We start from the raw sequence: 13,891 nt of genomic DNA on the forward strand, positions 1-13,891 counted from the left end.
CACGCACACCCGCCGCGCCGCCACCTTGTAGGAGCGGCTACAGCCGCGATTGCTTGCGTCGATGGCTGACAAGGTAGCCCGCCTCTTCTGACACCTTGATCGCGGCTGTAGCCGCTCCTACAGGGTGGGATCGTCGGGCTTGGCGGGGGTGCGCTTGGCCGTCCTGGTCGTGCGTGTCGTGCGGCCGGGGTTGGCCTGGCCCGTGGCCGGCTTGCCGGTGGCCTTCGCCTGGGCGGCGGGCGACGCCTTGGCGTCCGGTGCCGGTTTCGCCACGGCCGGGGCAGGTTCGGCTGCCGGCGGCCTGCGTCCCCGGCCCCTGCGGCTGCGCACCTCGATCACCTGCCCCTGTCGCCGGACCTCGAACAGTCCGATGGCCTCGATCAGGTCGCTCAGCTTGCGGTAGCCGTGGTTGCGCGAGTCGAACGAGCCCTGGTTGCCGATGTGGCTGCCGACGGCACCGAGCTTCGACCAGCCGTCCTCGCCCTGCGTCGCGTCGATGGCGCCGCGCAGCAGGCGCACCAGGTCGGCATCGTGCTGCAGCTGCGCCGGTGACGGTGCGTCGGCGGACGCGGCATCGTCGTCGCCATCCGGCTGGCCCAGCTTCTCCAGGTACAGGAAGGTCGAGCAGGCACGCACGAACGGCTCCGGAGTCTTCTCCTGGCCGAACCCGTAGACCGCGACGCCGTCGTTGCGCAGGCGCATCACCAGGGGCGTGAAGTCCGCGTCCGAGGACACGATCGCGAAGCCGTCCAGATTGCGCGCGTACAGCAGGTCCATGGCGTCGATGACCATCGCCATGTCGGACGCGTTCTTGCCGCTGGTGTAGGCGAACTGCTGGATCGGCCGGATGGCCCAGGTGTGCAGGCACTTCTCCCAGCCCACCAGGTGCTGGCTCTTCCAGTTGCCGTAGGCGCGGCGCACGTTGGCCACGCCGTGGCGCGCGATCTCGGCGAGGATCACCTCGATTTTCGAGGCCGGCGCGTTGTCGGCGTCGATCAGCAGCGCGATGCGCTTTTCCTGCGTGGGCATGCGCGAAGTCCCGTGGCGCCCGACCGGCGCGGTCGGCGCACAATAGCGCAGGCGACCACACGCCGGGCCCGCGGACCCTCGGATACGATGGCGCCGCGGTCGCCACCGCGGCCCATCGCCCGAAGGAAGCACCCGCATGATCGAGATCTCCACCGCCAACGTGCTCGTCGCGCTGGGCGTGACCACGGCCGCCGGCCTGGCCACGGGCGTCGGCGGCCTGCTGGTGTTCGCGCAGAAGACGCCCAGCGCGCGCCTGCTCGCCTTCGGCCTCGCGTTCGCGGGCGGCGCGATGGTCTACGTCTCGCTGTCGGAGATCCTCAACAAGTCGATCCTGTCCTTCACCCAGGGCTATGGCGAACGCCTCGGTTTCAGCTTGGGCACCGCGGCCTTCCTGGCCGGCGTCGGGCTGATCATGCTGGTGGACCGGCTGGTGCCGAACCCGCACGAACGCCTCGAGGCCGACGATCCGTTCTTCCGCGAGCACAACGCCGCCTACATCCGGCGCGTGGGCCTGCTGACGGCGATGGCGATCACCATCCACAACTTCCCCGAGGGCCTGGCGACCTTCTTCGCCACGCTCGAGAACCCCGGAGTGGGACTGCCGCTGGCCTTCGCCATCGCCATCCACAACGTGCCCGAGGGCATCGCGATCGCGGTGCCGGTCTACTTCGCCACCCACAACAAGGCCTATGCCTTCGGCGCGTGCATGGTGTCGGGGCTCGCCGAACCGCTGGGCGCGATCATCGGCTATGCACTGCTGCGGCCGTGGATGTCGGACGCGGTGTTCGGCAGCGTGTTCGGCATCATCGCCGGGGTCATGGTGTTCCTGGCGCTGGACGAACTGCTGCCGGCGGCCAAGCGCTATTCAAAGGGCCACGAGACCGTCTACGGACTGGTCAGCGGCATGGGCGTGCTGGCGATCAGCCTCGTGCTGTTCAAGTGGTGAGGCCCGGCGCCGGAGCGGCGCGGCCGGCACCATGAAAAACGGCCCGGTTTCCCGGGCCGCCTGCCGTCACGCGAGGTCCGCGATCAGGCCGCGAACAGGGCCTTCATCTTCTTCAGCGCATTGGCCTCGACCTGGCGGATGCGCTCGGCGGAGACGCCGTACTCGTCGGCGAGCTCCTGCAGGGTGACCTTGCTGTCCGGGTCGAGCCAGCGGCGCTGGACGATGTCGTGCGAGCGCGCATCGAGCGTCGCCAGGCCCTCGCGCAGGAGCTCGAGCTGGTTGGATTCGCTGTCGGCGCGTTCGTAGGCCTGCGACGGATCTTCCTCCTGCGTCATCAGGTACGCCGCCGGCGCCGGCGGCGCGCGCTCGTCGTCCTCGTCGGCGGACATGTCGAAGCCGATGTCGCGGCCGGACAGGCGCGACTCCATCTCCAGCACCTCGCGCTCGGAGACGTTGAGGTCCTTGGCCACCGCGCTGACCTCGGCGGCGTTGAGCCAGCCCAGGCGCTTCTTGCTCTTGCGCAGGTTGAAGAACAGCTTGCGCTGGGCCTTCGTGGTCGCGACCTTGACGATGCGCCAGTTCTTGATGATGTACTCGTGCATCTCGGCGCGGATCCAGTGCACCGCGAACGAGACCAGGCGCACGCCGACATCCGGGTCGAAGCGCTTCACGGCCTTCATCAGGCCGATGTTGCCTTCCTGGATCAGGTCGCCCAGCGGCAGGCCGTAGCCGTTGTAGCCGCGGGCCACGTGGACCACGAAGCGCAGGTGCGACATCACCAGTTCGCGCGCGGCGTCCAGGTCCTCTTCCTCGTGGAAACGACGGGCCAGGGCCTGTTCGTCTTCCACCGAGAGCACGGGGATCTGGTGCACGGCGCCGATGTAGGCATCCAGCGAGCCGATCGCGCTGGGCACCGGGAGATTGTTGGCGACGAGGGGATAGCTGGCAGTGGTTGCAGTCATGGGCATGATTTTAGCAGTGGACCCGTGAGACTGCCGGACACGCGGGAAGTTCCTTCATGTTCCATTTATGCATTTAATGACCTTGTATCTCGTGCATTGTCCTGACAGCAAGGGTGTCACGGAAGCGGTGCCGGGACCAGTCCCATTCCCTCCAGCGCCGCCAGCGGCGGCAGCGACCAGTCGACCGGCGCGCCGCCCTGGCGCATCAGGTAGTCGTTCGCCGCGGAGAAATGCCCGCAGCCCAGGAAGCCCCGGTGTGCCGACAGCGGGGAGGGATGGGTGCTGCGCAGGACGCGGTGCCGACGCGGGTCGATGACCTTGCCCTTGGCCTGGGCATACGCACCCCAGAGCATGAACACCAGGCCCTCGCGCTCGCGGTTGAGCACCTCGACCACGTGGTCGGTGAAGCCCTCCCAGCCCTGGCGCTGGTGCGATCCGGGCCGGCCTTCCTCCACGGTGAGCACCGCGTTGAGCAGCAGCACGCCACGCCGTGCCCACGGCAGCAGGCAGCCGTGGTCGGGCCGCGGCAGGCCGAGGTCGCGCTGGATCTCCTTGTAGATATTGTCCAGCGACGGCGGCACGCGGACGCCCGGGCGCACCGAGAAGCACAGGCCATGCGACTGGCCGGCGCCATGGTAGGGATCCTGGCCCAGCACGACCACGCGGACCTGGTCGAAGGGCGTGGCCTCGAACGCGGCCAGGATCTCGGGCCCCGGCGGGAAGATGCGCGCCCCGGCCGCCCTGCGCTCGCGCAGGAAGGCCGACAGCGCCTGCATGTCCTCGCGTTCGAACCAGTCGCCGATGCGGGCCTTCCAGGACGCGTCCATCCGGACCCGGTCGGGCACCGTGCTCACGCCCCGGCCCCGACCTCTTTCAGCCGCGACAGCCGCAGCTGGAACAGCGCCTTGGTCACCAGCAGCCGCTCCTCGATCGGTTTCAGCACGAGGTCGTTCGCGCCGTTGCGCAGCAGCGCGGCCTGGTTGGCGGGATTGGCGTCGCCGGTCATGACCAGCACCGGGAGCCGGCGCTTGGACCAGCCGAACCCGCCGCGTACCGCCTCGACCAGGTCGCCGCCGTCGAGTTCGCCCTTCAGGTAGACGTCGGTCAGCACCAGGTCGACGCCCGGCCCCTCGCCGGCGGCGACGCGCGCGTGCAGGAACTCGAGCGCGGCCTCGACGCTGGTCACGTGCACCACCTCCATCTGCTGGGCCTTGAGCATGCGCGAGGTGGCCAGCGCGACGGTGCGGCTGTCCTCCACGTACAGCACCCGCGCGCCCGGGATCGGCGCGGGCTGCACGTAGCCGCGGATGAACTCCGCCAGGGCGCGGTGGCCGTGGGACTTGTCGAAGTAGTCGGTGACGTCATCGCTGAAATGCCGGCCTTCCAGATGCTCCTGGGCGGTGCCGGAGATCACGATCACCGGCACGTAGCGCTGGCCGGCGGCGGCGCGCACCACCTGGGCGAGCTGCTGGCCGTCGCCGTCGGGCAGCACCAGCGAGGTGGTGGCCAGGTCGATCGGCGCGGCGGCGAGCGCCGCATGCGCCTCGCCCAGCCCGGCACAGGCGACCACCTCGGCCTCGGGCAGCTGCGCCTTCAGCACGTCGACGATCAGCTTGCGCACCAGGCGCGAGCCGTCGACCACCATGATCCGTGGCGCGGCCCCGTCGAGGTGCCGGATGTCGGTCGGCCCGGCCACGCTCAGGTCTCCGTCGGCCGGGTCTGGCGCAGGAAGTGTCCGGTGACCGCACCCGCGCCCAGCCAGCCGAGCACGGTGGCCCCGGCGATGACCGTCAGCGCCTGCCGGGGCAAGAAGCCCTGCAGCGCGAAGCTGCTGCCATAGCTGGCCGCCAGTTCGGCGAGCGGCGCGCGCAGCGCGGTGCCGGCGGCGGTCAGCAGGCCCAGCGCGAGCGCGCCCGCGGCCAGGCCGTACCACGCGCCCAGATAGAGGAAGGGACGACGGATGAACCCGTCGCTGGCGCCCAGCAGCTGCAGCACCCCGAGCTCGTCGCGCCGGGCCTGGATGTCCAGGCGCACGGTGTTGCCGACCACCAGCAGCGCGCCCAGCCCGAGCAGCGCCGCCAGCACCCAGGCCACGCGCCCGCCGAAGCGCAGCCAGCCGTCGAGGCGCTGGCGCCAGACCGCGTCGTGCTGCACCAGCTCGGCCTCGGGCAGGGTGCGCAGCGAATCGGCGAGCATCGCCTCGTCACCGGCCGGGGTCACGACCAGCACGTGCGGCAGCGGGTTCTCGCCCAGGGTGTCGATCGCCTCGTCCAGGCCGCTGCGTTCGCGCAGCTCCTCCAGGCCCTGTGCCGGCGTGCGGTGCTCGATGGCGCCGATGTCGGCGCGCGCCCCGAGTTCCGCGGCCAGCTCGGCCACGCGCGTTTCCGCGGTGTCCTGGTGCAGGAACACGGTGAGCTGGCGCGAAGCCTGCACGTCGCCGGCGAAGCGTTCGACGTTGCCCAGCACCAGCCACAGGCCGAGCGGCAGGGCCAGCGCCACCGCCATCACGCCGACGGTGAGCACGGTGGACCAGGGCCGCCGCAGCAGGCGGCCGAGGCTGGCGACCACGCTGTAGGCATGGTGGTCGAGCCAGGCGCCGGGACGGGAGCGGGTCGCCGGCTTGCTCCGTGCGATCGGCTCATTCATCGGCCAGGTCCTCCGGCGCGATGTCGTCGGCGAGCTGGCCATGGTCCAGCACCAGGACGCGTTTCTTCATCCGCTTCACCAGGCCCAGGTCGTGGCTGGCCACCAGCACGCTGGTGCCCTGCCCGGGCAGCGAGGCGAACAGGGCCATGATCTCGGCGGCGAGGGTCGGGTCGAGGTTGCCGGTCGGCTCGTCGGCCACCAGCAGGCGCGGCTCGGCGACGACGGCGCGGGCGATCCCGACGCGCTGCTGCTCTCCGGCCGACAGCTCGCCGGGCAGTGCGCTGCCGCGCGCACCGAGGCCCAGGCGCTCGAGCACCGCGCGCACCCGGCGCGCGGCGTCTCCGCGGCGCATGCCACGCAGCACCAGCGGCAGCGCGACGTTGTCGTGGACGCTGCGGTCGGCGAGCAGGCGATGGTCCTGGAACACCACGCCGACCTCGCGACGATGCATGGCCACGCGGCCGCCGCGTACCTTGAGCAGGTTGCGTTCGCCGAACAGCACCGCGCCGCGGTTGGGCCGCTCGGAGAGGTGGATGAGGCGGAGCAGCGTGCTCTTGCCGGCGCCGGAATGGCCGGTGACGAAGATCATCTCGCCGGCGTCGACGCTGAAGCTCACGTCCTGCAGCGCGACGTGCCCGCCCGGATACTGCTTGCAGACGTTGTCGAAGCGCAGGACCGGCGGCATCGCGGAGCTCGTGTCGAAGGAAGCGTCGAGTATCGCTTGCCGGCCGCCATCGGGCCAGACAAGCCGACGGGCGCCGTGCTCACGCCGGCCCGGATCGCGCTCGCGCTGGTCCGGACACGAGGGGCAGCTGCCGTCCGGGCAGCTGCCCGGATGCACTCAGTGCTGCGAGCGCGGCGCCCGGGTCACCAGCTTGCGCAGGCCCTGGCCGATGCGGCCGAACAGCGAAGGCGACGTGTCCTGCGCCGGAGCGGGAGCGGCAGGCTGCGACGGCTGCGGCCTGGGTGCATGCGGCTGGCGCGGCGGACGCGCGGCGCGTGGCTGCTCGCCGCCCGCCGCCTGTTCCGTCGCCTGGCCGTCCTGCGCCGGCTGGCCTTCGCCGTTGATGCGGCGGCCACCACGGCGGCGGCGGCGCTTGCGCGGCGCGCGCTCGCCTTCCGCACCGTCGGCTCCCGGAGTGGGGGTCCCGGCGACCGGCACCGATGCCTGCGCCGTGCCGGCGCTGGCGGGCGTGGCGATGGCGTCGGGGGCAATGCCGGCGCCCTCTGCCACCGCGCCCACGGCGCCTTCGGCAGCCGCTTCGGCCGCCGGCACGCGCGGCTTGCGCGGAGCGCGCTCGCGGCGACCCTCGCCGGCACCGGCGCTGCGCGGGCCACGCGAACGGTCACCACCGCCCTCGCGACGACCACCGCCGCGACGCGCATCCTCGGCGGCGCGCTGCTCGCGCGCCTCGCGGAAGATCTCGCTGACGCTCTCGCCCTCTTCCGGCTCGAGCTCGACGCCCTCGCGCGGCTTGCGCGGCAGCGCCTTCAGCAGCTCCGCGCTCACCGGCTCGGAGGGGATCTTCTGCTCGATGAAGGCCTCGATGTCCGGCAGGCCGATCGCGTAGCGCTCGCAGGCGAAGCTGATCGCATCGCCCTCTTCGCCCAGGCGCGCGGTGCGGCCGATGCGGTGCACGTAGTCCTCGGCATCGAACGGCAGGTCGTAGTTGTAGACGTACTTCACGCCATCGATGTGCAGGCCGCGGGCGGCGACGTCGGTGGCGACCAGGATCTCGAGCTGGCCGGCCTGGAACTTCTTCAGCAGCGACTCGCGCTTCTTCTGCGGCACGTCGCCCGACAGCACGCCCACGCGGTAACCGGCGCGTTCCAGCGCACGGGCCACGCGCTCGACGAACACCTTGGTGTTCACGAACACCATCGTGCGGGCACCCTCGCCGCGCGAGAGCAGGCCCAGCAGCAGCGGCAGCTTCTCTTCGTCGGAGGGGTAGTAGAGCTTCTGGCGCACCAGCGCGGCGGTGATGGTCTCGGTCTCGACCACCATTTTCTGCGGCTCGTTCATGTGCTCGTAGGCGAGCTCGAGCACGCGATGGCTCAGCGTGGCCGAGAACAGCAGCGTCTGGCGCTCGGTGCGCACCGGCATGCGGCGCAGCAGGAAGCGGATGTCCTTGATGAAGCCGAGGTCGAACATGCGGTCGGCCTCGTCCAGCACGCAGATCTCGCAGGCGTGCAGGCTGACCACCTTGTGCTGCTTGACGTAGTCGATCAGCCGGCCCGGGGTGGCGATGATGACGTCCACGCCCTCCTGCAGCAGCTGGCGCTGCTTGTCGTAGTCGACGCCGCCGTAGACCAGGGCGAAGCGCAGGCCCAGCTCGGGACCGAACTTCACCGCGTCCTTGTGGATCTGGATCGCGAGTTCGCGGGTGGGCGCCAGGATCAGCGCGCGCGGGTCCTCGGGCTTGCGGTCGGCCAGCGCCGGGCGCGTCAGCAGGCGGTTCATCACCGCCACCAGGAAGGCCAGCGTCTTGCCCGTGCCGGTCTGGGCCTGGCCGGCGACATCGCCCCCGGGCAATGCGACCGGGAGGGTCAGCGCCTGGATCGGCGTGAGGCGCGTGAAGCCTGCGGTCTCGAGGCCGGCCTGCAGCCGCGGATGGAGATCGAAGGAGGAGAAGGTGACGTCGGTAAGTGGTTTGTCGGTCATTCGTCGGAAGTCTGCGCGGCGTGGCGCGCTTGCGTGGAAGGTGGCAGCCAAGCAGACTGCCATGGAGAAATGTCGCGGCGGCCTGCCCGCCTTCGAAGCAGACCCCCTCCGACGGGGCAGCCCCTTGAAACGACCGCGAATCGCCCAAGTTTAGCAGTTACCGCGGCCGTCGACCGCCCGCATGCCGGGCCCTGGCGGCCGCCCCACGCAGGAGAACCCCGTGAGCCAAACCGTCATCCACGCCAGCGACGCCGATTTCGACGCCACCGTCCTCGCCTCGAAGGAGCCGGTGCTGGTCGACTTCTGGGCGCCCTGGTGCGGCCCCTGCAAGATGATCGCCCCCGCCCTGGACGAGCTGGCCGGCGAATACGCCGGGCGCGCCAGAGTGGTGAAGATCGACATCGACCAGAACCGCGCCACCGCGCTCAAGTACCACGTGCGCTCGATCCCGATGCTGCTGCTGTTCAAGGACGGCCAGGTCCAGGCCACCCAGATCGGTGCCGTGGGCAAGCCGGTCCTGGCCCAGATGATCGACAAGGCCCTCTGAGGGCCCGGCCCCCGGGGCCCGGCGCTTGCCGCCGGCCGCCGGGGGTGCTAGTTTCAGCGACACCCCGGCGCGCAGCTTGCGCGCCGCACCTTCTGCAACACCCCACCAGTCCATTCGCATGCCGCCCGCACAGGGCGCTCGCAGCAAGCGAGGTTCCGCACTTGTCAGACAATCCTTCCGATTCCGGCGATACCGCCGTGAAGCGCGTGCGCAAGCCGCGCGCCCCCAAGACCGCCGACGCGGGTTCCGACGCGCCCGCCCCGACGGCCGCGGCCGACGCACCTGCGCCCCGGCCCGCCCCCAAGCCGGTCCAGGCCGAACTTCCGGTCGAGACGCCCCGCGCTCCCGCCCCCGAAGCCACGGCTCCCAGGCCGTCCGCCGACGCCGCACCCCGGCACTCCGGCTCCGGCGGCCACGACGATGGCGGCGACCATGGCGACCACCAGGGTGGCCAGGACAACGGCCAGCGCCAGCAGTCCGGCGGCGGCCAGCACCAGCAGCAGGGCCAGGGCAACCGCCGCGAGCGGTTCCGCAACCGCCGGGACCGCCAGCAGCAGCGCGGCGACCGTCCGCGTGACGACGGCCTGCCCACCGAAAACAACGACCAGGCCAACCGCCTGCCGCCGCCGAACATCCCCGAGGGCTTCCCGCAGTATTCGCTGTCGGACCTCAAGCGGATGCCGGCGCAGAAGCTGCTCGACATCGCCGACCAGCTGAACATCCACGAAGGCGTGGCCCGCGCCCGCAAGCAGGACGTGATCTTCGCCCTGCTGAAGGTGCTGACCCGCCACGGCGAGGGCGTCGTCGCCGACGGCGTGCTGGAAATCCTGCCTGACGGCTTCGGCTTCCTGCGCGCGGCCGAGGCGAGCTATCTCGCCGGCCCGGACGACACCTACATCTCGCCCTCGCAGATCCGCCGCTTCAACCTGCGCACCGGCGACCACCTGAGTGGCCGCATCCGCTGGCCGAAGGACGGCGAGCGCTACTTCGCGCTCAACGTGGTCGACACGATCAACGGCGAGCCGCTGGAAGCGTCGAAGAACAAGGTGCTGTTCGAGAACCTGACGCCGCTGTTCCCGCGCCGGAAGTTCAAGCTCGAGCGCGGCGACGGTTCCAGCGAGGACATCGCCGGCCGCATCCTCGATCTCATGGCCCCGCAGGGCAAGGGCCAGCGCGCCCTGATCGTCTCGCCGCCCAAGGCCGGCAAGACGATGATGATGCAGCAGATCGCCAGCGCCATCACCTACAACCATCCCGACGTGCACATGATCGTGCTGCTCATCGACGAGCGGCCCGAGGAAGTGACCGAGATGCAGCGCAGCGTGCGCGGCGAAGTGATCAGCTCGACCTTCGACGAGCCGGCCGCACGCCACGTGCAGGTCGCCGAGATGGTGATCGAGCGCGCCAAGCGCCTGGTCGAGCACAAGAAGGACGTGGTGATCCTGCTCGACTCGATCACCCGCCTGGCGCGTGCGTACAACAACGTGGTGCCGAGCTCCGGCAAGGTGCTGACCGGTGGCGTCGACGCCAATGCGATGCACCGGCCGAAGCGCTTCTTCGGCGCCGCGCGCAACGTCGAGGAAGGCGGTTCGCTGACCATCATCGCCACCGCGCTGGTCGACACCGGCAGCGCGATGGACAAGGTGATCTACGAGGAGTTCAAGGGCACCGGCAACTCGGAAGTGCACCTGGACCGCCGGATCACCGAGAAGCGCGTCTACCCGGCGATCAACGTCAACCAGTCGGGCACGCGCCGCGAGGACTACCTCATCGAGCCGGAGCTGCTGCAGAAGATCTGGATCCTGCGCAAGCTGCTGCATCCGATGGACGAGATCGCGGCGATGGAGTTCCTGCTCGACAAGATGAAGACCACCAAGTCCAACGACGAGTTCTTCTCTTCGATGAAGCGCTGAGTCCGGTCGCACCGCAACACGGAAAGGCCCCGCACCGCGGGGCCTTTCCATTTCCGCGGGCCACGAAGCGGCGGGTGGCCCGCCATGCCGCCCTGCAGCAAACGGTGCGACGCCGCATGGGCAATACTCGCTCCCTTCGGCCCGACCAACGCCTTGGGGATCCCGCATGCGCCTGACCCCGTACCGCCCGCTGTTCGCACTCGCCACCCTGCTGGCCTTTGGCTGCGCCGACGCCAGCCTCTACGGGCGCAACGGCTTCTCCGGCAACCCGCGCACCCAGAACGGCGCGACCTGTGCCGCCTGCCACGCGCCGGGACCGGCCACGCCAACGGTGACCATCAGCGGACCGCAGGTCCTCGACGCCAACACCGTGGCCGACTTCACGGTGACCCTGACCGGCGGACCCGGCGCGACCGCGGGCCTGGGCGTCTCGGCCTCCGGCGCCGCCGGCACCTTCCAGGCCTCGGGCAAGGACGTGCACGTCATTGGCGGCGAGATCTCGCACAGGCAGCCGAAGGCATTCTCGGGCGGCGCGGTGAGCTTCAGCTTCCGCTGGCGCGCACCGGCCTGGAACGGACCGGTCACCCTGTACGCGGCCGGCAATTCGAGCAACGGCCAGCTCAACCTGCTCGGCGACGGCATCGGCACCGGACAGCTCGCGATCACGGTGCGCAACGGCAGCGGGTCCCCGCCCGAGCCGCCGGCGCCGCCGCCCTCCGAAGCGGTGCTTGAACCCTTCGCCACCGGCCTCTCGCAGCCGGTGGCCATCACCCATGCCGGCGACGCGCGCCTGTTCGTGGCCGAACAGCCCGGGCGGATCCGGATCATCGACCAGGCCACGCTGCGACCGGTGCCCTTCCTCGACATCCGCGAACGCGTGGACGACTCGGGCAACGAGCAGGGCCTGCTCGGCCTCGCCTTCCATCCGCGGTACGCCAAGAACGGCTACTTCTACGTCAATTACACCTGGGACCCGCCCGGCAGCGGGCTCGACCGCACGCGCATCTCGCGCTTCAAGGTGGGCGCTGACCCCAACGTGGCCGACCCGGCGTCGGAGCTGGTGCTGATGGAGTTCGAGCAGCCCTACAGCAACCACAACGGCGGCGACATCCAGTTCGGCCCCGACGGCTACCTGTACATCGCCTCGGGCGATGGCGGCAGCGGCGGCGACCCGCAGAACAACGCGCAGAATCCCAACCGCCTGCTGGGCAAGCTGCTGCGCATCGACGTCGACGGCGGCGGCGCGCCGGACTGCAGCCTGGTGGGCGGCAACCGCTACGGCATCCCGGCCGGCAACGCCTACGGCGACGGCGCCGGCGGGGCCGGCTGCGACGAGATCTTCGCGCTCGGCCTGCGCAACCCCTGGCGCATCGCCTTCGACGCCCTGCTGGGCGATCTCTGGATCGCCGACGTCGGCCAGAACGCCTACGAGGAGATCAACTTCATCCAGGCGGGCACCAGCGGCGGCCTGAACTTCGGCTGGCGCTGCTACGAGGGCGACCAGCCCTACAACACCTCCGGCTGCAGCGGCAGCTACTTCGAGCCGCTGGTCACGACCAGCCACTCGGCCGGGAGCTGCTCGATCACCGGCGGCCGCGTCTACCGCGGCTCCTCGCATCCGTCGCTGGCCGGGCGCTACTTCTTCACCGACTACTGCAACACCGCGGTGCGCACGATCACCTTCGCCGACGGCCAGCCCAGGGTGGAGACCCCGATCCCGGCAGGCGCGATCAGCCAGCCAGTGGCCTTCGGCGAGGACGCGAACGGCGAGCTCTACCTGGCCAGCCTCACCGGCACGCTCTACCGCATCGTCGGCACCGGGGACACGGGGGAGTCGCGGATCTCGACGCTGACCAGCCAGCAGTGCCTGCACGCGCCGTCGACGGCCGCGGGCACGGCCCTGCTGACGTGGCCCTGCGTCGGTGGCGGCGGCCAGCGCTGGGTGCTGCGTGGCGACGGATCGCTGTACAACCCGGCGTCCGACCGCTGCGCCACGGCCGCGGGAACGACCCACGGCGCGGCGCTGCAGCTGCAGGCCTGCAGCGGCACCACCAGCCAGCGCTTCGCGGCGACGCCCGCCGGCGAGCTCCGCGTGGGCGGGCTGTGCACGGACCACTCGCGCACCATGCGGCGCAGGGTGCAGGCCTCGACCTGCGCCGGCATCGACAGCCAGGCCTGGGTGGTGTCGCCGGCGGATTGAGGCCGGCCGATGCAACAAGCCGCGGCGCCGCGCACAGCGCCGGCCGCCGCGGCTGTGGCAAGCTCGCGCCGGGAACCCCGGGAGAGATCGCATGGAACGCAACTGGACCCGCCGGCTGGCCGGCGGACTGATGGTGCTGCTGCTTGCCCTGGCCGCACCGGCCGCCGCGCAGACGCGCGCAGGGCTGATGAAGGAGCTGGAAGCGTCAATGCTGGTCAAGGGCCGCATCGACGTGGCCGCCGACGGCAGGATCGCCGGCTTCTCGATCCAGGACCCGGACCAGGTGGATCCGCTCGCGCTCCGGCACGTCATGCGCCACGTGCCGAACTGGACCGTGCATCCGGCGACGGTGGACGGCGTGCCGGTGGCCTCGTCGTCGCCGTTCTCCCTGCGCCTGGTCGCGCGCCGGATCGATGACCGGAACTACACGATCTCCATCCTCGGCGTCTCGATCGAAGAGGACCTGCCGGTGGAGGCACGCCTGCGGTCGGACCGCATGCAGCCGCCCCGCTACCCCGTGGACCTGCTGCGCGCCGGCGGCAGCGGCATCGTCTACGTGCTGCTGCGGATCGACGCCTCGGGCCGCGTGGTGGACACCCATGTGGAACAGGTGGACCTCACCGTGCTGGCCAGGCCGAGGCAGGCGGAACAGGTCCGCAAGCGTCTCGCCGACGCCACCCTGGAGGCCGCGCGCGAGTGGACGTACCACATCCCCGCGACCGGTCCGCATGCCGGAAAGCCGGACTACGTGCTGCGCGTGCCGGTGCAGTTCGTGGTGAACGACGGCACGGCCATGACCTACGGCCAGTGGACCTCACGCGTCCCCGGCGAACGCAGGCTGGCCCCGTGGGCGCGCGCGGGCGACGACGCGGGCGAGGCCCGGATGGCTGGCATCCCTGGCCGGCCGATGCTCGACGGCTCGGGTCTGCGCCTGAGCTCGGCGCTCGAACCCGGCAGCTGAGCCGGGCCGCTCCCGCGCGGCCCGG

General features: G+C 71.0%; 12 protein-coding genes. 5 read left to right on the forward strand and 7 right to left on the reverse strand.

Translation table 11 applies throughout. The annotated features are described in order from the left end of the window. Positions 1–117: 117 nt before the first annotated feature. Entirely contained in the window at positions 118–1,029 is a 912-nt protein-coding gene (locus JG616_RS06835; protein ID WP_199392109.1) for an NYN domain-containing protein, read from the reverse strand. Positions 1,030–1,165: 136 nt separating this feature from the next. On the opposite strand from JG616_RS06835, the gene zupT reads away from it, so the two are divergent. Beyond that, positions 1,166–1,975, forward strand: a complete 810-nt coding sequence (zupT, locus tag JG616_RS06840) for a zinc transporter ZupT (RefSeq protein WP_199392110.1) — start codon at positions 1,166–1,168, stop codon at positions 1,973–1,975. A gap of 83 nt (positions 1,976–2,058) precedes the next feature. On the opposite strand, the gene rpoH is transcribed toward zupT, so the two are convergent. The 6 genes from rpoH to rhlB all read right to left on the reverse strand — a co-directional run bounded on the left by rpoH (position 2,059) and on the right by rhlB (position 8,245). Continuing rightward, positions 2,059–2,943: an RNA polymerase sigma factor RpoH gene (gene rpoH, locus JG616_RS06845; RefSeq protein ID WP_199392111.1), complete on the reverse strand. Its 885-nt coding sequence runs from the start codon at positions 2,941–2,943 to the stop codon at positions 2,059–2,061. 110 nt (positions 2,944–3,053) lie between these two features. Next, positions 3,054–3,764: a uracil-DNA glycosylase gene (ung, locus tag JG616_RS06850; RefSeq protein WP_199392246.1), complete on the reverse strand. Its 711-nt coding sequence runs from the start codon at positions 3,762–3,764 to the stop codon at positions 3,054–3,056. A 23-nt stretch (positions 3,765–3,787) separates the two neighbouring features. Continuing rightward, the gene (locus tag JG616_RS06855) at positions 3,788–4,582 is read right to left on the reverse strand and encodes a response regulator (protein ID WP_199392247.1); all 795 of its coding nucleotides are present in this window, start codon (positions 4,580–4,582) and stop codon (positions 3,788–3,790) included. Positions 4,583–4,635: 53 nt separating this feature from the next. Beyond that, the gene (gene ftsX, locus JG616_RS06860) at positions 4,636–5,583 is read right to left on the reverse strand and encodes a permease-like cell division protein FtsX (RefSeq protein ID WP_199392112.1); all 948 of its coding nucleotides are present in this window, start codon (positions 5,581–5,583) and stop codon (positions 4,636–4,638) included. Next, positions 5,576–6,268 carry an ATP-binding cassette domain-containing protein gene (locus JG616_RS06865; protein WP_199392113.1) on the reverse strand — a complete coding sequence of 231 codons (693 nt, stop codon included), beginning with the start codon at positions 6,266–6,268 and terminating at the stop codon, positions 5,576–5,578. The genes ftsX and JG616_RS06865 overlap by 8 nt, the downstream gene beginning before the upstream one ends. A 156-nt stretch (positions 6,269–6,424) precedes the next feature. Next, entirely contained in the window at positions 6,425–8,245 is a 1,821-nt protein-coding gene (gene rhlB, locus JG616_RS06870; protein WP_199362459.1) for an ATP-dependent RNA helicase RhlB, read from the reverse strand. A gap of 220 nt (positions 8,246–8,465) precedes the next feature. Here rhlB and trxA point away from each other — a divergent pair, with 220 nt between their 5' ends. From trxA to JG616_RS06890, 4 genes are all read left to right on the forward strand, one after another. Next, positions 8,466–8,792 (forward strand): thioredoxin, encoded by a 327-nt coding sequence (gene trxA, locus JG616_RS06875; protein ID WP_234446524.1) that lies wholly within the window; start codon positions 8,466–8,468, stop codon positions 8,790–8,792. A gap of 161 nt (positions 8,793–8,953) precedes the next feature. After that, positions 8,954–10,705, forward strand: coding sequence for a transcription termination factor Rho (gene rho / locus JG616_RS06880; RefSeq protein WP_199362461.1), 1,752 nt, complete (start codon positions 8,954–8,956; stop codon positions 10,703–10,705). Positions 10,706–10,871: 166 nt separating this feature from the next. Beyond that, entirely contained in the window at positions 10,872–12,905 is a 2,034-nt protein-coding gene (locus tag JG616_RS06885; protein ID WP_199392114.1) for a PQQ-dependent sugar dehydrogenase, read from the forward strand. 91 nt (positions 12,906–12,996) lie between these two features. Then, on the forward strand, positions 12,997–13,866 hold the full coding sequence (locus JG616_RS06890) for a hypothetical protein (RefSeq protein WP_199362463.1): 870 nt from the start codon (positions 12,997–12,999) through the stop codon (positions 13,864–13,866). Positions 13,867–13,891: the final 25 nt, after the last annotated feature.

It is taken from the genome of Luteimonas sp. MC1895 (genome assembly GCF_016457215.1).
Taxonomy (GTDB): domain Bacteria; phylum Pseudomonadota; class Gammaproteobacteria; order Xanthomonadales; family Xanthomonadaceae; genus Luteimonas.

Excerpts from the sequence above, each read along its gene's own strand:
- JG616_RS06835 (WP_199392109.1), bottom strand. The coding sequence starts at position 1,029 with ATGCCCACGCAGGAAAAGCGCATCGCGCTGCTGATCGACGCCGACAAC.
- zupT (WP_199392110.1), top strand. The coding sequence starts at position 1,166 with ATGATCGAGATCTCCACCGCCAACGTGCTCGTCGCGCTGGGCGTGACC.
- rpoH (WP_199392111.1), bottom strand. The coding sequence starts at position 2,943 with ATGCCCATGACTGCAACCACTGCCAGCTATCCCCTCGTCGCCAACAAT.
- ung (WP_199392246.1), bottom strand. The coding sequence starts at position 3,764 with ATGGACGCGTCCTGGAAGGCCCGCATCGGCGACTGGTTCGAACGCGAG.
- JG616_RS06855 (WP_199392247.1), bottom strand. The coding sequence starts at position 4,582 with ATGGTGGTCGACGGCTCGCGCCTGGTGCGCAAGCTGATCGTCGACGTG.
- ftsX (WP_199392112.1), bottom strand. The coding sequence starts at position 5,583 with ATGAATGAGCCGATCGCACGGAGCAAGCCGGCGACCCGCTCCCGTCCC.
- JG616_RS06865 (WP_199392113.1), bottom strand. The coding sequence starts at position 6,268 with ATGCCGCCGGTCCTGCGCTTCGACAACGTCTGCAAGCAGTATCCGGGC.
- rhlB (WP_199362459.1), bottom strand. The coding sequence starts at position 8,245 with ATGACCGACAAACCACTTACCGACGTCACCTTCTCCTCCTTCGATCTC.
- JG616_RS06885 (WP_199392114.1), top strand. The coding sequence starts at position 10,872 with ATGCGCCTGACCCCGTACCGCCCGCTGTTCGCACTCGCCACCCTGCTG.
- JG616_RS06890 (WP_199362463.1), top strand. The coding sequence starts at position 12,997 with ATGGAACGCAACTGGACCCGCCGGCTGGCCGGCGGACTGATGGTGCTG.